Source organism: Ruegeria sp. BE1, assembly GCF_056538885.1.
Genome location: NZ_JBQFTY010000001.1, coordinates 1,146,722 through 1,164,601, shown reverse-complemented (window position 1 = coordinate 1,164,601; position 17,880 = coordinate 1,146,722). Strand labels below are relative to the sequence as shown.

Below are 17,880 nucleotides of genomic sequence, written 5' to 3'. Positions count from 1 at the left end.
ATCTAACGGGGCCGGGTTTGTCCGACTAGTCGCTGGCTTTGGCCAGATTGACACGGGTTATCTCTATTTTGGAGGAAATCTTTAACGAATGGTTAACTTCTGGCGATAGGCGCAAACTCAGCAATCTCTTGCTCTGCCCCCGGTGATGGCATTAGGTGCGGGGCGCAAGACGCAAAAAGGCAAGGACGAAAGGGCAGGCATGATCAGATCCATGACCGGTTTCGCCTCGGGCAAGGGGGCATTTGGCCCGCATAGCTGGACGTGGGAACTGCGCAGTGTGAACGGCAAGGGGCTTGATATGCGCCTGCGCGTGCCCGATTGGTTGACCGGGCTTGAGGCGGCGCTGCGGGCGCAGACCTCAAAAACCCTTAGCCGCGGCAATGTCACCCTGTCGCTGAAGCTGAGCCGCGACGAATCCACCCCTGATCTGGCGCTGAATGAACCCGCCATGGCCGCCGCCCTGACAGCCCTGTCCCGCACACAAGAGATGGCCGCAGCCGCCGGCGTCACGCTGGCCCCGTCATCCGCGGCCGAGCTGATCGCGATCAAGGGCATGCTGGATGCGGGCAGTGACGTGGACGATCCCGCGCCACTGGTCGCGCAACTGACCAAAGAATTCGGTGCACTGCTTAGGGCGTTTGTCGACATGCGTCAGACCGAAGGCACAGCGCTGGCCGATATTCTGGACGGGCAATTGTCGCAAGTCTCGGACCTGACCGAACAGGCCGCAAAACTGGCAGAGCTGCGCAAAGACAAAACCGCCGAGGCGCTGCGGGACAACCTTGCGCGTGTCATGGACAACACGCAGGGCGCAGACCCGGACCGCGTAGCGCAAGAGCTGGCCCTGATCGCCGTCAAGGCTGACATCACCGAAGAGATCGACCGCCTAAAGGCCCATGTGGCCGCCGCCCGCGATCTGCTGTCTCAGGACGGCGCTGTTGGACGCAAGCTGGACTTTCTGATGCAGGAATTCAATCGTGAGGCCAACACGCTGTGCTCCAAGGCCCAAAGCGCTGATCTGACCTCGGTAGGGCTTGAGTTGAAGGCCGTAATAGACCAGATGCGCGAGCAAGTTCAGAACGTAGAATAAGCAATGGGAACCACTGACATGGCAGATCGCCGCGGGCTACTTATCATCCTGTCCTCGCCGTCGGGCGCGGGGAAATCCACCTTGGCCCGCCGGTTGATGGCATGGGACGAGGGGCTGGAATTCTCGATCTCGGCCACGACCCGCGCGCCACGTCCGGGTGAGGAGCACGGGCGCGAATACTATTTCCTGTCCGAAGATGAGTTCAAACAGCAGGTGGCCGACGGGCAGATGTTGGAACATGCGCACGTGTTCGGAAATTTCTACGGCTCGCCCGCCGGGCCGGTGCGCGAGTCGATCAATGCGGGCCGGGATGTGCTGTTTGACGTCGATTGGCAAGGTGAGGTGCAGATCAGAAACTCGGATCTGGGCAAGCACGCACTGTCGATTTTCATCCTGCCGCCCTCGATCCCCGAACTGCGCCGCCGTCTGGAAACCCGCGGGCAGGACAGCGAAGACGTGATCGCCAAACGGATGCTGAAAAGCTGGGATGAGATCAGCCACTGGGGCTATTACGATTACGTGCTGGTCAATGACGATCTGGACAGCACCGAAGACAAGCTGAAAACCATCGTAGCCGCTGAACGCATGCGCCGCATCCAGCAGCCGCGCCTGCAAAATCACGTGCGTAACTTGCAAAATGAGTTTGAGGGCCTGTCATGACCATCTACGCCTTGGGCGCGCGTGCGCCGCAGATACATGAAGACACCTGGGTCGCGCCGGATGCCAACCTGATCGGCAAGGTGGTTTTGGAGCAGGGGGCCTCGGTCTGGTTTGGCTGCACGATCCGCGCCGATCACGAAGAGATTCGAGTGGGCGAAGGCAGCAACGTACAGGAAGATTGCGTCATGCATATCGACGCCGGATTCCCGCTGAGCATCGGCAAGAACTGCACAATTGGGCATAAGGTCATGCTGCATGGCTGCACGATTGGGGAAAATACTCTGATCGGCATGGGCGCTATCGTTCTGAACGGTGCCAGGATCGGGAAAAACTGTCTGATCGGGGCAGGGGCCCTGATTACCGAAGGCAAAGAGATTCCCGACAATTCACTGGTCATGGGCACACCCGGCAAGGTCGTGCGCCAGTTGGATGAGGCTGCTGCACAGAAAATCACGCTCAGCGCGTTGCATTATCAGCAGAACATGCGGCGCTTTCGGGATGAAATGAAGCCCGTGGTCTAAAGCGGAAAGATCAGAACGATGTCAGACGACCTGCTGGCCGAATTTGTCGCGGCTATTCCTATGCCTGCGCTGATGGTGGATCAGACCGAGCGGATCATTGCCGCCAATACCGACGCCAAAACCCTGTTGTCGCAAAACATCACGGGTCGTCATTTCGCGACGATTCTGCGGCAGCCGCAGGTGATCGAAGCGATTGAACAGGGCCTGCGCACCAAAAACACGGCAAAAACACGCCACCTGTCCAATGACGGTGCCCAAGACACCACATTTGAGGTTGAATGCCGGTACATGAGCGGCGTGGGCGCCGTATCCGGCGGTGCGTTGATGGTGGTCTTTCAGGACATCACCCATGTTGAGCAAGCCAGCCAGATGCGCCGCGATTTCGTCGCCAATGTCAGCCATGAATTGCGCACCCCTCTGACCGCGTTGATGGGGTTTATCGAAACCCTGCGCGGCCCGGCCCGCGACGATCCGGCCGCCCGCGAGCGGTTTTTGCAGATCATGACGGATGAAGCCAACCGCATGAATCGGCTGGTGGGCGATCTGTTGTCCCTGAACCGCGTCGAAAGCGAAGAGCGGGTGCGCCCCAAGGAACAGCTGGAGTTGAAGGGTCTGTTGCAATCCACCCTGAACTCTCTGCGCCCGCTGGCGGATGACGCTCGGGTGCATCTGAACATGCGTGCGCCGGATGAAGCCGTTTCCCTGACTGGGGATGATGATCAGCTGCGCCAGGTTTTCACCAACCTGATCGAGAACGGCATCAAATATGGTGGCAGCGGCGGCAGTGTAGAAGTCTGCGTTGGTACGTCAGACCGCGATTCTGCGCTGCGCGGTCCGGCGGTCCGGGTGCAGGTGATCGACAAGGGGCCGGGAATCGATTCCGTTCATCTGCCCCGTCTGACCGAGCGATTCTATCGCGCGGACAGCCACAGATCGCGGCAACTGGGGGGCACGGGTCTTGGGCTGGCCATCGTCAAACACATCATCAACCGCCATCGCGGGCGGCTGCGGGTGGAAAGTGACCTTGGCAAAGGCACGACATTCACTGTCATACTGCCCCGATAAACCAGTAAAATTCACCTGATCCGGGTAAAGTTCCGTTTACCTATGTGAATGCTGCATGTCTGGTTTGTTGTGGATAACGCAGATTTCCCGTCAACTGTCATAAAGCTGTTACAAACCTGTCACAAAAGGCTTACGCGCGGTCCTTAGAGGTGCCCGCAAGATCATCATGGGGATGATCATAGTTCTATTTCTCAAGGAGACTGAGATGTCCTTTGTTAAACTGTCGGCTTCTGCGCTGGCGATTGCTGCCGTATCGGCAACCACTGCTGCTGCGCGTGACAACGTACAGGTCGCCGGTTCGTCGACCGTTCTGCCGTATGCCTCGATCGTTGCCGAACTGTTCGGTGAGAACACCGATTTCCCGACACCGGTTGTCGAATCTGGCGGCTCGTCGGCAGGCCTGAAGCGTTTCTGTGAGGGCGTTGGCGAAAACACCATCGACGTTGCAAACGCATCGCGCGCCATCCGTGAAAAAGAGATCAAAGCCTGTGCCGAAAACGGCGTGACCGACATCATGGAAGTCCGCATCGGTTACGATGGCATCGTATTCGCAAGCCAACAGTCCGGCCCGTCCTTCACCGCGTTTGAACCCGCCGACATCTACAACGCCATCGGCTCGAAAGTCATGAAAGACGGTGCGCTGGTCGACAACAGCTTTAACAGCTGGGCCGAGTTCAACGCCGATCTGCCGGATGTTGAAATCGCGATGTTCATCCCTGGCACCAAGCACGGCACCCGTGAAGTCTTTGAAGACAAAGTTCTGCTGGAAGGCTGCGAAGCCACTGGCGCCATGGAAGCCATGGTCGCAGGCGGCATGAGCGAAGATGACGCCGAAGACGCATGCCTGGACGTGCGCACCGACGGCAAGTCGGTCGACATCGATGGTGACTACACCGAGACCCTGGCCCGTATCGACACCAACCCCAACGGCATCGGCGTGTTCGGTTTGGCTTTCTATGAAAACAACACCGACAAGCTGAAAGTGGCCACCATGGGCGGTATCGCACCGTCGACCGAGACCATCGCGTCGGGTGAGTACCCTGTGTCGCGCCCGCTGTTCTTCTACGTCAAGAAAGCGCATATCGGCGTGATCCCCGGCCTGAAAGAATACGCTCAGTTCTTCACTGCTGACGAAATCGCAGGTGGTTCGGGCCCGCTGGCCAACTATGGCCTGGTTGCCGACCCTGAGCTGGCAAAGACTCAGGATGCGATTGCAAACGAAGTGACCATGGGTTCGGGTAGCTAATCCCGCCTTTGGCTTGAATGACCGGGGGCGGCAGCTTATGCCGCCCCCAACTGTGTTTTCCGAAATACCCAGCCAAGACCTAACGGGGGTGTCATGCCGATACTATGGCTCTTTCTGATCGTGCTTGCGATCGCCGCAGTCGGTTATGTTTTAGGACGCGCACGCGCCCTGCAAAGCGCCGGCGGAGACAGCAGGAACCTGCACTCGCTGCCAACCTATTATGGTGCAAATGTTGCCCTCAAAGCGATTGTGCCTGCCTTTGGTCTGCTGATCATCTGGCTTCTGGCGCAGCCGCTTTATGTTTCCTCTCAGGTCTCGGACATGATCCCCGAGACGGCCGTCAAAGAAGGATCGTCCCTAAGCCTTGTCATGGCCGAAGTGCGCCGAACCGCAGACGGGCTGGACAACGCGGTCGCCGCCGGGCTGATTTCAGAAGATCAGGCCCGCAACGCGCGCGCGGATGTAACCGATATGACTCAGCGGTTGAAAGATGCCGGCCAAGTGGTGACGTCCGAGATCACTCAGCCGGTACTGCGGGCCGCACAAAGCTACCGCGTTATGAACTCCACCGGCTACGGGATCATGACGGGGGCCGTCATTCTGGTCGCTCTGTTCGGGGCCGCAATCAGCTGGTTCCAAACACAGTCTGAATACCGCGCGCGCAATGTGGTCGAGCAGGGCGTCCGCGTCCTTTTGCTTGCAGCCGCATCTATTGCCATCCTGACAACAATCGGAATTGTACTGTCGCTGGTTTTCAACACGTGGGAGTTCTTCAAACTCTACCCCGCGTCCGAGTTCTTCTTTGGTACAACCTGGGCGCCCAGCTTCTCGGGTCGCGGTGGTGCCTCGGATCTGGGGATCATCCCGCTGCTGTGGGGCACGTTCTACATCTCGCTGGTGGCTCTGCTGGTTGCCGTGCCCATCGGTCTGTTTGCCGCGATCTACCTCAGTGAATACGCGTCGTCTCGTGTGCGCTCTGTTGCCAAGCCGCTGCTCGAGGTTCTGGCCGGGATCCCAACCATTGTCTACGGTCTGTTTGCATTGCTGACAGTCGGCCCGCTTTTGCTGGATGTATTCGGTGACAACGGGCTGGGCTGGATGAAGGCCGGTACGGCCGTGATGACTGCCGGTCTTGTGATGGGCATAATGCTGATCCCATTTGTGTCCTCCTTGTCCGATGACATTATCAACGCGGTACCGCAAGCGATGCGTGACGGGTCCTACGGGTTGGGTGCGACACAGTCCGAAACCATCCGTCAGGTGGTTCTGCCCGCAGCCTTGCCCGGGATCGTCGGCGCGATCCTGCTGGCGGCGTCGCGCGCCATCGGTGAAACCATGATCGTGGTCTTGGGGGCAGGGGCCGCTGCCCGCCTGAGCCTCAATCCCTTTGAGGCGATGACAACTGTCACCGCCAAAATCGTCAGCCAATTGACCGGCGACGCGGATTTCGCCTCGCCAGAGGCCCTTGTCGCCTTTGCACTTGGCATGACCCTTTTCATCCTCACGCTGGGGCTAAACGTGTTTGCCCTTTACATCGTGCGTAAGTATCGGGAGCAGTACGAATGACCGACGCAAGCATGGACAGCCCTCAGCCAAGTCGCCATGCGACCTCGTTGATGGACACGGACGCGCGCACAAAAAAGCGTGCGAATGCAGAAAAACGGTTTCGCGCCTATGGCATCGTTGCGATTGCGACAGGGCTTTTCTTTCTGATCGTTCTGTTCGCGTCGATCCTGTCGCAAGGCTTACCAGCCTTCCAGCGCACCGTGGTCAGTGTCGAATTCACCCTGTCACCCGCACAGCGGGATGAGGCGGAAAGCACCCTGTTCAAGACCAAAGCCTATTCCGACCTCTTCATCGGTGCGCTGAACGATCAACTGAACGAAAGCGGCGTCACCGTCGATTTCGATCAGGATGCGATCGAGCGTCTTTTGGGTAAAGTTGGTGGCACGATCCGTACCTTTTACGCCGACAACCCCGATAAACTGGGCGAGCCGGTAAAGTTCGATCTGGCGGCCTCAAGCCGGGTTGACGGCTACTTCAAAGGCCGTGTTTCGCGTGACACCCTGCAAGACAGCCGTTTTCTGCAGCTAAGCGATCTGGATCTGGTGGATGCGCTGGAAGAGGCGGGTATCATCAAACAGGCGTTCAATTGGCCCTTTATTACCGGCGCGGATTCCGGCGTTGATAACCCCGGAGGCGCGGGTATCGGTGCCTCGGTTGTAGGCTCGTTCTTCATGATGCTGGTGGTATTGGGGCTGTCACTGCCCATTGGTGTTGCCGCGTCAATATATCTTGAGGAATTTGCACCGCAGAACCGGTTTACGGACCTGATCGAGGTGAACATTTCCAACCTGGCCGCTGTTCCGTCGATTGTGTTCGGTATTCTGGGTTTGGCAGTATTCATCCAGTTCATGCACTTGCCGCAATCCGCGCCCTTGGTCGGTGGTCTGGTGCTGACCCTGATGACACTGCCGACAATCATTATCTCAACCCGTGCCTCGCTAAAGGCTGTGCCGCCATCCATCCGCGATGCCGCGCTGGGGGTAGGGGCCTCGAAAATGCAGGCGGTGTTCCACCACGTTCTACCGCTGGCAGCACCTGGCATCCTGACTGGAACGATCATTGGTCTGGCGCAAGCGCTTGGGGAAACTGCGCCGCTGCTGCTGATCGGTATGGTGGGTTTTGTGGCCCGTGGTTATCCCGATGGCTTCATGGCGGGCTTTACCGAGCCGAACTCGGCCATGCCTGCGCAAATCTATACCTGGGCCGCCCGCGCCGATGTGGGTTTCTATGAGAAAGCCTGGGGCGGCATTATCATCCTTTTGATGTTCCTGCTGACCATGAATATCATCGCAATCATCCTGCGCCGCCGCTTTGAACGCCGTTGGTAGGAGGCTTATTATGAACGACATGACACGAGTGGAGAGAGCCGTGGACTCCAAAGACATCAAGATCGCCGCGAACAAGGTTCAGGTCTATTACGGCGACAACCACGCCATCAAGGATGTGGATGTTCAGATCGAAGACAAGACCGTGACCGCCTTTATCGGTCCGTCGGGCTGCGGCAAGTCCACGTTCCTGCGTTGTCTGAACCGGATGAACGACACGATCGACATCTGCCGGGTCGAAGGCGACATTCTGCTGGATGGCGAAGACATCTATGACAAGCGCGTCGATCCGGTGCAGCTGCGCGCCAAGGTGGGCATGGTGTTTCAGAAACCCAACCCGTTCCCCAAATCGATCTATGACAACGTGGCTTATGGTCCGCGCATCCACGGCCTTGCCAAGAACAAGGCGGAACTGGATGAGATCGTTGAGAAATCCCTGCGTCGCGGCGCGATCTGGGATGAGGTCAAGGATCGTCTGGACGCCCCCGGCACCGGCCTGTCCGGCGGTCAGCAGCAGCGCCTGTGCATCGCCCGCGCTGTGGCGACCGAGCCCGAAGTTCTGCTTATGGACGAGCCATGTTCAGCGCTGGACCCGATTGCAACCGCGCAGGTCGAGGAACTGATTGACGATTTGCGCTCGCGCTATTCGGTGGTGATCGTGACCCACTCGATGCAGCAGGCCGCGCGGGTCAGCCAAAAGACAGCATTCTTTCACCTCGGCAACCTTGTCGAGTTCGGTGAGACGGGGCAGATCTTTACCAACCCCGAAGATCCCCGCACCGAAAGCTACATCACCGGCCGGATCGGCTGAGGACAGGTACTGAATCATGAGCGAACAACATATTGCATCTGCCTTTGACCGCGACCTCGAAGCGATCCAGGCCCATATCATGAAAATGGGCGGGCTGGTCGAAGCCGCCATCATGAGCGCCGCGCGCTCGCTGGAATCCCGTGATGAAGAGCTGGCCCAGCAGGTGCGTCAGGGCGATAAAGCCATCGACGCGTTGGAAGAGCTGATCGACGAAGAAACCGCGCGTCTGATTGCGCTGCGTGCTCCGACCGCCAGCGATTTACGTCTGGTTCTGTCGGTGCTGAAAGTTGCGGGCAACCTTGAACGCATTGGCGACTATGCCAAAAACATCGCCAAACGGACCACGGTTCTGGTCAATGCAGGCGAGATCAACGGCAGCGCTGCTGCCTTGCGTCGCATGGCGCGCGAGGTTGAGGTGATGCTGCGCGACGCACTGGACGCCTATATTCAGCGCGATGCCGAACTGGCCACAGACGTCATCAATCGTGACGAAGAAGTGGACCAGATGTATAACGGCCTGTTCCGCGAATTCCTGACCTTCATGGCCGAAGATCCGCGCAATATCTCGTCGTGCATGCATCTGCATTTCATCGCCAAGAATATTGAGCGTATGGGCGATCACGTGACCGCAATCGCCGAGCAGGTCGTCTATCTGGTGACCGGCGAACGCCCGGCCGAGGCGCGCCCCAAGGCCGATATCACATCGCACACCCCGCAGGAGGTCTAAGTCATGTCAGCTGATCAGCCTACAGTTCTGGTCGTTGAAGACGAACCGGCGCAGCGCGAAGTGCTGGCTTATAACCTTGAGGCCGAAGGGTTTCGCGTGTCCAAGGCTGCCAGTGGTGATGAGGCCATGCTGCTGGTCGACGAGGAACATCCCGATATCATCGTTCTGGATTGGATGATGCCCAACCTCAGCGGGATTGAGGTCTGCCGCCGCCTGAAATCGCGCCCTGACACGCGGTCGATCCCGATCATCATGCTGTCGGCCCGCACTGAAGAGGTAGACAAGGTGCGCGGCTTGGAAACAGGTGCGGATGACTATGTGGTCAAACCCTATTCAGTGGTTGAGCTGATGGCGCGGGTCCGTACCCAGCTGCGCCGCGTGCGTCCCGCAACCGTTGGAATACGTCTGGAATTCGGCGACATTGTTCTGGATTCCGAGACGCACAAAGTCAGCCGGGACAGCAAGCTGCTGAAGCTTGGCCCGACCGAGTTCCGCCTGCTGAGCACCTTCATGGAAAAACCGGGCCGGGTCTGGAGCCGCGAGCAGCTGCTTGATCGGGTCTGGGGCCGCGATATCTATGTCGATACGCGTACCGTTGACGTTCATATCGGACGTCTGCGCAAGGCGCTGACGCAACATGGCGGCGATGATCCGGTTCGAACAGTCCGTGGCGCAGGTTACGCGCTGGGGTAAATCCGGGGCAGGGGGTATGAGTTTTGCTCATAGAAAGATGCGAAACTCTTTCTGTCCTTTATGGATAAGCCGCGCTAGTTTGCGACCAAGCTGACTGAGCGGAGAGAAACCATGAACGCCCCTGACACAAAGCCTGCATTGCGTGCCAAAGACGCGCCCGACATGGGCCAATTCGCATGGGATGACCCGTTCCGTCTGTCCGATCAGTTGACAGAAGATGAACGCATGATTGCAGCCAGCGCGCAGGCTTATGCGCAGGAAAAACTGCAACCGCGTGTGACCGACGCTTTCCAGAACGAAGAAACCGATCCTGAAATCTTTCGTGAGATGGGTGAAATGGGTCTGCTGGGCACGACGATCCCAGAAGAATACGGTGGCCTTGGGGCAGGGTATGTCTCATACGGTCTCGTCGCGCGTGAGGTTGAGCGTGTCGATTCCGGTTACCGCTCGATGATGTCGGTTCAAAGCTCGCTGGTCATGTACCCGATCTATGCCTATGGCAGCGAAGAACAACGCCGCAAATACCTGCCGAAACTGGCCAGCGGTGAATGGATCGGGTGTTTCGGCCTGACCGAAGCGGATGCCGGATCGGACCCCGCAGGCATGAAAACCCGTGCCGAGAAGATCGACGGCGGCTATCGCCTGACCGGCAGCAAGATGTGGATTTCAAACTCGCCCATCGCTGATGTATTTGTGGTTTGGGCCAAGTCTGACGCACATGATGGTAAAATTCGCGGCTTTGTGCTGGAAAAGGGCCTCAAGGGTCTGAGCGCTCCGAAAATTCAGAACAAGATGAGCCTGCGGGCCTCCATCACCGGTGAGATTGTTCTGGACGGTGTTGAGGTCGACGACAGCGCGTTGTTGCCGCATGTGCAGGGCCTTAAAGGTCCGTTCGGCTGCCTGAACCGAGCGCGCTATGGCATCAGCTGGGGCGTTATGGGTGCCGCCGAAAGTTGCTGGCACGCCGCGCGTCAATACGGTCTGGACAGAAAGCAATTCAATCGGCCACTGGCGCAGACACAACTGTTCCAGTGCAAACTGGCAGATATGCAGACCGAAATCGCCTTGGCGCTGCAAGGCAGCCTGCGTGTGGGGCGTTTGATGGACGAAGCCGAAGCCGCGCCCGAGATGATCTCGGTCGTCAAGCGCAACAATTGCGGCAAGGCGCTGGACATTGCGCGTATGTCGCGTGACATGCACGGCGGTAACGGGATTTCTTTGGAGTTTCAGGTCATTCGCCACATGGTGAACCTTGAGACGGTGAACACCTATGAAGGCACCCATGACGTGCACGCGCTGATCCTGGGACGCGCGCAAACAGGATTGCAGGCCTTCTACTAGAATAATTCATACTTCGCGTAATAGAGATTATGTTAAATAAAGGGTAACATCAGGTCATCATTGCGCCACTCTGAATTCTGGTTACCGTTTGGAGGCCAATCAGATGTTCGGAGACTTGATATGGAGATCAGTAGAAAAACTGTGGTCGTCACTGGCGCCGCGCGCGGCATTGGGCGCGGATTGGCTGAACGGTTTGCGCGTGACGGTGCAACGGTTGTCTGTTCGGACATTGATGCCGAAGGCATTCAAAACGTAGCCCGTGAGATTGGCGGCCACCCGATCATCTGTGATGTGTCCAAAGAAGATGACATTAAGTCTTTGATCACCAACGTCGAAGATACGATTGGTCCAATTGATCTGTTCTGCGCCAATGCCGGAATTTTGACGCTTGGTGGCTGTGACGCGCCGGACGAAGACTGGAACCGCACGTGGCAGATCAACGTAATGTCTCATGTCTGGACCGCACGTCATCTGGTGCCACGCATGGTCGCGCGTGGTTCGGGCTATGTTATGATCACGGCCTCAGCCGCGGGTTTGCTGAACCAACCGGGCGCAGCACCATATGCCGTGTCCAAGCATGCCGCCGTAGGATTTGCCGAGTGGTTGTCGCTGACTTATGGCCATAAGGGTTTGCGTGTTTCGGTCCTTTGCCCTCAGGCGGTTCGCACGGATATGACGCGCGGACATGAGCAATCCGTTGCCGCAATCGATGGCATGTTAGAGCCGGAACATGTCGCAGATGCGTGTATCGACGCCATTCGTGCCGAGGAATTTCTGATACTACCGCATCCCCAGGTGCGCGATTATATGCAATTAAAAACAACTGACTATGATCGGTGGCTGGGCGGAATGCGCAAGCTTAATCAACGGCTTGAGGAAGGTCCCTGACCTGGAATTCAATCGATCAACGCGCCACGCACCAGTCCTTTCAACTCGGCGCGTGACGGGTACGAGCTGGACGGTGACAACTGTGTCAGGAACACCGCTGTCAGGTCGTTTACCGGATCAACCCAAAAGAAGGTGGAGGCCATACCACCCCAGCTGAAGTCCCCGACAGAGCCCGGCACACGCGTTCTGCCCGGGTCAATAACGACCGCGCCGCCCAATCCGAAGCCTGTACCTTCCATAGGTTGCTCGGCAAAGCTCTGCGGGCCCATAGATGCAATATCGCCCGGTAAGTGGTTGATAAGCATGTAATCTACGGTCTTTGATCCCAGAATTCTCTGACCGTTCCCCTGCCCGCGCGCCCTGATCATTTCGGCAAAACGAGAATAGTCATCGATCGTGCCGACCAAACCGCCACCGCCGGAAAAGGTCGTGGTGCGCTCGAACGGCGATGACCCGGCCTGATCAACAACGCGCAGTGTTTCTCCGCCGGTTTTCGCCGCATTCAAGGCCATCACGTCACCGGCCAACGGCGTGTAGAGTGACGCGAACCGATCCCCTGCCCCCTCTGGCACCCGGAACCCGGTTTCACGCATGTTAAGCGGCCCAAGAATTTCGTCGACAAAGAACTGGTCCAGGGACATGCCTGAAACAACCTCGATCACGCGGCCCAGCACATCTGTGGCCACCGAATATTCCCACCGCGTGCCGGGTTGAAACGCCAGCGGCAGATGGGCCACGTCAGCAACGCGGTCCGCCAATTGCCCCTGATCCGGTTTAAAGATCAGATCCTGAGCGTCCATTGCCTGCGGAAGCAGACCGGGATTGAACGGATAGCTTAACCCACTTGTATGCGTAAGCAGTTGATGCAGTGTCGGGCTGAGGGCATCCTCGGTCTGATCCAATCGCGTGGCACCGGGTATCAGGGCCTGCATATCGCTGAATTCTGGTATGAATTCTGACAGTTGCGCGTCGAGGTGAAACAACCCGCGTTCCACCAAAATCATCAGAGCAACACTCGTTACAGGTTTGGTCATGGAATAAAGACGAACGAGCGTATCGCGCTGAAACGGCAGATTACTTTCCACATCCCGCTGACCACAGGCGTGAAAAAAGACCTCATCACCCTTGTGCTTTACCAAAAGCGAACTGCCCGCGTATTTCCGATCATCCACGTATCGCTGCATCCAATCGGTGATGTTAGCCCGGCGTTTGGGGTCGAGTTGCGTCATCGGTTACGTGCCCTGTGGATCTTTGTGGTGATCTTGGGGGCTTAAGCGGCGAAAAGACAGGAAAATCATGTCTCCAGCGCCGTCAGGCCGTGTTTGGCAAAGATCGGCACATATGCGCCAAACGCGGCGGCGCGTTTCGGGTCCGAGGCGTTTCCGTCCTGCGCCCGTTTGAAAACGCCCTGCAAAATCGCGGCCATACGAAAGAAATTGAAGGCAAGGTAGAAGCCGAAATTGTCTATCCCGTCCAACCCGCGACGGGCGCAATATTGGTCGATAAACGCCTGATCGGACGGCAATCCCAGCTGTGCGCGGTCAATCCCCGCCAATCCACGCCCCTGGTCCCCCGGTGGCAATCGCCACTGCATGATAACGGCGGCGAGGTCTGCGTAAGGGTGACCGATTGTCGACAACTCCCAATCCAGCACGCCGATACATTTTGTACCGTTTTCTTCAAACATCAGGTTGTCGATACGGTAATCCCCATGCACCAGAGTTCTCTGGTTATCGTCCGCAGGTATGGCCGTTTCCAGCGCCTTCATCAGCGCATTCATATCAGCAATATCAGAGGTTTCCGAGGCGCGGTATTGCTTGATCCAGCGCCCGATCTGGCGTTCGAAATAGTTTCCGGGTGGGCCGTAATCGGACAGGCCCACCGCATCGATATCGACCTGATGTAGTTCGGCCAGAACCCGGTTCATTTCGTCCAGTATGGCACTGCGTGTTTCATTGGTTTCACCCTCAAGAGTCGGGTCCATGAAAATGCGACCCTGTAGATGCTCCATCACATAAAACTCAGACCCGATGACAGATGTGCCCTCGCACAGCAGATGCATTTGGGGGACTGGCACGGCGCTGTCAGCCAAGGCAGACTGCACGCGAAATTCACGGTCAACGGCGTGGGCAGATTTCAACAATGCGCCGGGTGGCTTGCGGCGCAAGACATACGACTTTTCAGGCGTTTGCAGCAGAAAGGTCGGGTTGGATTGGCCCACCGTAAACTTGGTCGCCGTCAGGGGCCCTCGGTAGCCGCTCAGATGCTGGCTGAGATAGCTGTCAACCGCCGGGACATCCAGTTGCGTGCTGTTCATACCGCCTCTCCGTCTTATGGGTTAAAGCGCTTCGGCAAAGATGTTTCCGGCGGTCACAACGTTAATCCCGCCCGAAACCGGGATCACCGCGCCGGTGACATAGCTGCCACCGCGACCGCACAGGAACAACATACAGCCTGCAATATCCTCTTCACGCCCCACGCGCCCCAGAGGAACCGATTTCCCAACCCTTTCGCGTGTGTTTTCATCGGCGGTCGCAAAGGCGGTCATGCGCGATACGAAAGGTCCGGGTGCCAGCGCATTCACGGTGACGTGGTGCGGTGAGAACTCTTTGGCCATGATCTTGGTCAGGTGCAAAACAGCAGCTTTCGACGCCGAATAGCTATAGGCGCCGTCGCCCATGGGAACCTCTCCCATGACCGAACCGACATTGACGACGCGCGATGGGTCATCGGCCGAACCTGATTTGATCAACATAGGCAAGAGCCTCTGGGTCAGTTCAAACAACCCGGCCACATTGACCGACATAACCTTATCCCACGCCTCAAAGGGGAACTGACCCATGGGCGCACCCCAGCTAACGCCTGCATTGTTCATCAGGATATCAAGGATTTCCGTGCGGGCTTTAACCTTGGACACCAAGTCTTGAACACCCTCTTGCGTGGCCACGTCGCCGCCAAACCCTTCGGCCTGTCCGGGTGCGTCCAGAGCGTTCAATTCGGCGGCCACAGCCTCACAGGCCTCAGCTTTGCGCGACGCGATCAGGACGCGTGCCCCGGCACGTACCAATGCCTCGGCCGCCATTCGGCCAATGCCTGTGGCCCCGCCGGTCACCAAAGCGGTTTTTCCCTGCAATGAGAATAGCGTATCGGGGGTCATGGGCGTCTCCTGCTTGTTTTCGTTGACCAGAACGGGCCCGTGAACCACGCGTCAAGTGACCGGGTGATTTCTTGACAAGACCAGTTGCTGCGCCAAAGCTCCTCTTGATGGAATAACAAGTGTAAAAGGGCTGATATGCAAGCTTTACTCAGCGTCGCGCCGGGCGGACCGGACAGTCTGGAACTGACCTCTCTGCCCGATCCTGTACCTGATCGCGGGCAGGTTCTGGTGGGAATCCGGGCGGCGGGCGTCAACTATCCAGACACGCTGATCATCGAAGATCGCTATCAGATCAAACCACCCCGCCCCTTTGCACCCGGCGGTGAAATTGCCGGAGAAGTTCTGGCTCTGGGGGAAGGCGTCAGCGGGCTTGAGGTCGGAGATCGTGTTTTGGCCCTGACGGGACACGGCGGTTTTGCCACCCATATCGCGATACCGGCTGCGACAGCTGTCAAATTTCCAGAGACAATGCCGTTTGAGGACGCGGCTTGTTTCATTTTCACCTACGGCACGTCTTATCATGCCTTGAAAGATCGCGCCGCCTTGCAATCCGGTGAAACCTTGCTGGTGCTTGGGGCGGCGGGTGGAGTTGGATCAGCGGCGATTGAGCTGGGCAAAGCCATCGGCGCGCGGGTGATTGCGGCGGTTTCCTCAAAGGACAAGGCAGATTTCTGCAAGGAACTTGGGGCGGATGAAACCATTGTCTATTCCCATGACATGACAAAAGATCAGCAAAAGAAATTCTCGCAGGATATCAAAGCTCTGGCCGGTCCAACGGGTGTGGATGTCGTTTATGACGCGGTTGGCGGGGATTACGCCGAGCCTGCGCTGCGCAGCATGGCTTGGAAAGGGCGTTACCTTGTGGTCGGCTTTCCGGCTGGCATTCCAAAGATCCCTTTGAATCTGCCCCTGCTCAAAGGGTGTGAAATCGTTGGTGTGTTCTGGGGCGCGTCGGTGTTTCGTGATCCCGATGGGCATGCGCAAAACGTAAAGGATTTGTTCCGTCTATACGCCGAAGGGCGGATCAGGCCGAGAATCAGCGCACGTTTCCCCCTACAAGACGCATCCGGCGCCTTGCGCCACATGGCAGGTCGCGCAGCGCTTGGGAAAACTGTTGTGACTATGCCTCAGGATGAGTCCACGGAATGACCCGGTGCGCACCTCATCGCCTATTGCGCCGGTTCGCAGGTGGACATTGAAGCTAACTCATGCATATGAACATGTGATGGGATCGATGGACCAATGCACAAAGCTCTGATTTTAAACGGACCAAACCTAAATCTTCTGGGAACCCGCCAGCCCGAGGTCTATGGCAGCACCACGCTGGCGATGGTCGAAGATTTATGCGTAACCTATGGGGCCAAAGCTGGGTTCGAAATTACGTGCTTTCAATCTAACCACGAAGGCGCGCTGATCGATGCAATCCATGCGGCAAAAGGTCAGCAGGACGGTATCGTCCTGAACGCCGGGGCCTATACCCACACATCCATCGCCCTGATGGATGCGATTGCCTCGGTCGAACTGCCGGTTGTCGAGGTGCACCTGTCCAATATCCATGCGCGGGAAAGCTTCCGCCACGTCTCGTACATCTCAAAGGTCGCGATGGGCCAGATTTGTGGTTTTGGCGCGCAGGGGTATGTTCTGGCCCTTGATGCGCTCGCCGCTCATCTTAAGCGCGGGGCTTCTGCATGAAGCTGGCCGAGTATCTGCATTTCCTGAGCTATACCAAAACCTTGGAAGAGCTTTGGGATGCGCATTGCCGTCAGATGGCAAGCTATGGTTTTGACCGTCTAATTTACGGGTACACGCAATATCGAACCGAGACTTCTCTGGGCGACCCTGAGGATTTTGTGATCCTCACCAACCACGAGAAACGCTACCTGGACGGTTTTCTGCGGGATGGCATGTATTTTCACGCCCCCATGCTGAAATGGGCGCTGCAAAACGAAGGCGCCGCCAGCTGGAGCATCGCGCAGGATATGGTCGCCAACGGCAAGTTGACCAAGCAGGAACTTGACGTGTTGGAGTTCAACCGCTCGCAAGGTGTGACCTTCGGCTACACGATCAGCTTCACCTCGGTCTCCATGCGCTCAAAAGGGGCGATTTCCCTGTCGGCTGGCAATGCCAAAAGCCAGGAAGAGGTGGAGGCCACGTGGGCCAAGCATGGCGACGAAATCCTGCTGATGAACAACGTTGCGCATCTCAAGATTCTCACCCTGCCCTACAACGCGCCGAACCGGGCCCTGACCAAGCGCCAGCGCGAAGCGCTGCAATGGGTCGGAGACGGCAAAACAACGCAGGACATTGCCCTTTTGATGGGGCTGACGGCGGCAACGGTCGAAAAGCACCTGCGCCTCGCGCGTGAGGCGCTGTCGGTCGAAACCACGGCCCAGGCCGTTTTGAAAGCTGCCCTGCAGAATCAGATGTTCGTTATGGAAGCGTAATGACTAAAAATTGACGCCAAATTGCGTCAATTTACCTAGGGTAAGGAAATCATGACTTTCCGAATCCGAGGCCCGGTTGCAAAGTGATATTGTTCCGTGAGTGGTGGCTTTAGCCAGGGAACATTTGATCGGATCTTTGCAATTCCAAAGCTCTCCGGTCGCTCTGACATTAGGGCGTCTATTCGTCCACGTCTCTGTGTCGGAATTTTTGGGGGGCCTCGACCATCCCCATCATGCGGGGCCCCTCAATTTCATCCTTTTACCCGGGCGCTACGGCGCCCTTTTTGATTCCCGGAACAAAAAAACCGGCCACGCATAGCGCGACCGGTTCTTATTTGGAAACCCG

18 protein-coding genes are annotated in these 17,880 nt (G+C 57.5%); 15 read left to right on the top strand and 3 right to left on the bottom strand.

Features of this window, described 5'->3' with window-relative positions; all coding sequences use genetic code 11:
- Positions 1–199 precede the first annotated feature (199 nt).
- The 12 genes from ACR0J5_RS05820 (at position 200) to ACR0J5_RS05765 (ending at position 11,933) form a co-directional block, all read left to right on the top strand.
- Entirely contained in the window at positions 200–1,090 is an 891-nt protein-coding gene (locus ACR0J5_RS05820) for a YicC/YloC family endoribonuclease (RefSeq protein WP_480651282.1), read from the top strand.
- A gap of 18 nt (positions 1,091–1,108) precedes the next feature.
- On the top strand, positions 1,109–1,750 hold the full coding sequence (gene gmk, locus ACR0J5_RS05815; RefSeq protein ID WP_480651280.1) for a guanylate kinase: 642 nt from the start codon (positions 1,109–1,111) through the stop codon (positions 1,748–1,750).
- A complete protein-coding gene (locus ACR0J5_RS05810) occupies positions 1,747–2,271 on the top strand; it encodes a gamma carbonic anhydrase family protein (RefSeq protein WP_480651278.1) in 525 nt (174 codons plus the stop codon). The genes gmk and ACR0J5_RS05810 overlap by 4 nt, the downstream gene beginning before the upstream one ends.
- 18 nt (positions 2,272–2,289) lie before the next feature.
- Complete coding sequence (locus ACR0J5_RS05805; protein ID WP_480651276.1) at positions 2,290–3,336, top strand: sensor histidine kinase; 1,047 nt, start codon at positions 2,290–2,292, stop codon at positions 3,334–3,336.
- A gap of 205 nt (positions 3,337–3,541) precedes the next feature.
- Entirely contained in the window at positions 3,542–4,582 is a 1,041-nt protein-coding gene (locus ACR0J5_RS05800; protein ID WP_480651274.1) for a substrate-binding domain-containing protein, read from the top strand.
- Between the two features lie 93 nt (positions 4,583–4,675).
- Positions 4,676–6,148: a phosphate ABC transporter permease subunit PstC gene (pstC, locus tag ACR0J5_RS05795; RefSeq protein ID WP_480651272.1), complete on the top strand. Its 1,473-nt coding sequence runs from the start codon at positions 4,676–4,678 to the stop codon at positions 6,146–6,148.
- On the top strand, positions 6,145–7,476 hold the full coding sequence (gene pstA, locus ACR0J5_RS05790) for a phosphate ABC transporter permease PstA (protein WP_480651270.1): 1,332 nt from the start codon (positions 6,145–6,147) through the stop codon (positions 7,474–7,476). The genes pstC and pstA overlap by 4 nt, the downstream gene beginning before the upstream one ends.
- A gap of 10 nt (positions 7,477–7,486) precedes the next feature.
- A complete protein-coding gene (pstB, locus tag ACR0J5_RS05785) occupies positions 7,487–8,284 on the top strand; it encodes a phosphate ABC transporter ATP-binding protein PstB (RefSeq protein WP_480651268.1) in 798 nt (265 codons plus the stop codon).
- A gap of 16 nt (positions 8,285–8,300) precedes the next feature.
- Entirely contained in the window at positions 8,301–9,011 is a 711-nt protein-coding gene (gene phoU / locus ACR0J5_RS05780; protein WP_480651266.1) for a phosphate signaling complex protein PhoU, read from the top strand.
- 3 nt (positions 9,012–9,014) lie between these two features.
- Positions 9,015–9,704 carry a phosphate regulon transcriptional regulator PhoB gene (phoB, locus tag ACR0J5_RS05775; RefSeq protein WP_480651264.1) on the top strand — a complete coding sequence of 230 codons (690 nt, stop codon included), beginning with the start codon at positions 9,015–9,017 and terminating at the stop codon, positions 9,702–9,704.
- Between the two features lie 111 nt (positions 9,705–9,815).
- Positions 9,816–11,045 carry an acyl-CoA dehydrogenase gene (locus ACR0J5_RS05770; protein WP_480651262.1) on the top strand — a complete coding sequence of 410 codons (1,230 nt, stop codon included), beginning with the start codon at positions 9,816–9,818 and terminating at the stop codon, positions 11,043–11,045.
- A 120-nt stretch (positions 11,046–11,165) separates the two neighbouring features.
- Positions 11,166–11,933 carry an SDR family oxidoreductase gene (locus ACR0J5_RS05765; protein ID WP_480651260.1) on the top strand — a complete coding sequence of 256 codons (768 nt, stop codon included), beginning with the start codon at positions 11,166–11,168 and terminating at the stop codon, positions 11,931–11,933.
- Positions 11,934–11,941: 8 nt separating this feature from the next.
- Here the strand turns inward: ACR0J5_RS05765 and ACR0J5_RS05760 are convergent, their stop codons facing one another.
- The 3 genes from ACR0J5_RS05760 to ACR0J5_RS05750 all read right to left on the bottom strand — a co-directional run bounded on the left by ACR0J5_RS05760 (position 11,942) and on the right by ACR0J5_RS05750 (position 15,090).
- Positions 11,942–13,162 carry a serine hydrolase domain-containing protein gene (locus ACR0J5_RS05760; RefSeq protein WP_480651258.1) on the bottom strand — a complete coding sequence of 407 codons (1,221 nt, stop codon included), beginning with the start codon at positions 13,160–13,162 and terminating at the stop codon, positions 11,942–11,944.
- A 65-nt stretch (positions 13,163–13,227) separates the two neighbouring features.
- Positions 13,228–14,250 (bottom strand): phosphotransferase family protein, encoded by a 1,023-nt coding sequence (locus ACR0J5_RS05755; RefSeq protein ID WP_480651256.1) that lies wholly within the window; start codon positions 14,248–14,250, stop codon positions 13,228–13,230.
- A gap of 21 nt (positions 14,251–14,271) precedes the next feature.
- Positions 14,272–15,090 (bottom strand): SDR family NAD(P)-dependent oxidoreductase, encoded by an 819-nt coding sequence (locus ACR0J5_RS05750; RefSeq protein ID WP_480651254.1) that lies wholly within the window; start codon positions 15,088–15,090, stop codon positions 14,272–14,274.
- A gap of 135 nt (positions 15,091–15,225) precedes the next feature.
- Here ACR0J5_RS05750 and ACR0J5_RS05745 point away from each other — a divergent pair, with 135 nt between their 5' ends.
- From ACR0J5_RS05745 to ACR0J5_RS05735, 3 genes are all read left to right on the top strand, one after another.
- Positions 15,226–16,239, top strand: a complete 1,014-nt coding sequence (locus ACR0J5_RS05745; protein WP_480651252.1) for an NADPH:quinone oxidoreductase family protein — start codon at positions 15,226–15,228, stop codon at positions 16,237–16,239.
- A gap of 93 nt (positions 16,240–16,332) precedes the next feature.
- Complete coding sequence (gene aroQ / locus ACR0J5_RS05740; protein WP_480651250.1) at positions 16,333–16,782, top strand: type II 3-dehydroquinate dehydratase; 450 nt, start codon at positions 16,333–16,335, stop codon at positions 16,780–16,782.
- A complete protein-coding gene (locus ACR0J5_RS05735; protein WP_480651248.1) occupies positions 16,779–17,534 on the top strand; it encodes an autoinducer binding domain-containing protein in 756 nt (251 codons plus the stop codon). Before aroQ ends, ACR0J5_RS05735 begins: the two co-directional genes overlap by 4 nt.
- The last annotated feature ends 346 nt before the right edge of the window (positions 17,535–17,880 follow it).

What these genes read in the sequence shown, in the direction of transcription:
- ACR0J5_RS05770 (WP_480651262.1), top strand. Translation starts at nt 9,816, where the DNA reads ATGAACGCCCCTGACACAAAGCCTGCATTGCGTGCCAAAGACGCGCCC.
- gmk (WP_480651280.1), top strand. Translation starts at nt 1,109, where the DNA reads ATGGCAGATCGCCGCGGGCTACTTATCATCCTGTCCTCGCCGTCGGGC.
- pstC (WP_480651272.1), top strand. Translation starts at nt 4,676, where the DNA reads ATGCCGATACTATGGCTCTTTCTGATCGTGCTTGCGATCGCCGCAGTC.
- ACR0J5_RS05760 (WP_480651258.1), bottom strand. Translation starts at nt 13,162, where the DNA reads ATGACGCAACTCGACCCCAAACGCCGGGCTAACATCACCGATTGGATG.
- ACR0J5_RS05810 (WP_480651278.1), top strand. Translation starts at nt 1,747, where the DNA reads ATGACCATCTACGCCTTGGGCGCGCGTGCGCCGCAGATACATGAAGAC.
- pstB (WP_480651268.1), top strand. Translation starts at nt 7,487, where the DNA reads ATGAACGACATGACACGAGTGGAGAGAGCCGTGGACTCCAAAGACATC.
- phoU (WP_480651266.1), top strand. Translation starts at nt 8,301, where the DNA reads ATGAGCGAACAACATATTGCATCTGCCTTTGACCGCGACCTCGAAGCG.
- ACR0J5_RS05805 (WP_480651276.1), top strand. Translation starts at nt 2,290, where the DNA reads ATGTCAGACGACCTGCTGGCCGAATTTGTCGCGGCTATTCCTATGCCT.
- pstA (WP_480651270.1), top strand. Translation starts at nt 6,145, where the DNA reads ATGACCGACGCAAGCATGGACAGCCCTCAGCCAAGTCGCCATGCGACC.
- ACR0J5_RS05755 (WP_480651256.1), bottom strand. Translation starts at nt 14,250, where the DNA reads ATGAACAGCACGCAACTGGATGTCCCGGCGGTTGACAGCTATCTCAGC.
- ACR0J5_RS05750 (WP_480651254.1), bottom strand. Translation starts at nt 15,090, where the DNA reads ATGACCCCCGATACGCTATTCTCATTGCAGGGAAAAACCGCTTTGGTG.
- aroQ (WP_480651250.1), top strand. Translation starts at nt 16,333, where the DNA reads ATGCACAAAGCTCTGATTTTAAACGGACCAAACCTAAATCTTCTGGGA.
- ACR0J5_RS05745 (WP_480651252.1), top strand. Translation starts at nt 15,226, where the DNA reads ATGCAAGCTTTACTCAGCGTCGCGCCGGGCGGACCGGACAGTCTGGAA.
- ACR0J5_RS05800 (WP_480651274.1), top strand. Translation starts at nt 3,542, where the DNA reads ATGTCCTTTGTTAAACTGTCGGCTTCTGCGCTGGCGATTGCTGCCGTA.
- phoB (WP_480651264.1), top strand. Translation starts at nt 9,015, where the DNA reads ATGTCAGCTGATCAGCCTACAGTTCTGGTCGTTGAAGACGAACCGGCG.
- ACR0J5_RS05735 (WP_480651248.1), top strand. Translation starts at nt 16,779, where the DNA reads ATGAAGCTGGCCGAGTATCTGCATTTCCTGAGCTATACCAAAACCTTG.
- ACR0J5_RS05820 (WP_480651282.1), top strand. Translation starts at nt 200, where the DNA reads ATGATCAGATCCATGACCGGTTTCGCCTCGGGCAAGGGGGCATTTGGC.
- ACR0J5_RS05765 (WP_480651260.1), top strand. Translation starts at nt 11,166, where the DNA reads ATGGAGATCAGTAGAAAAACTGTGGTCGTCACTGGCGCCGCGCGCGGC.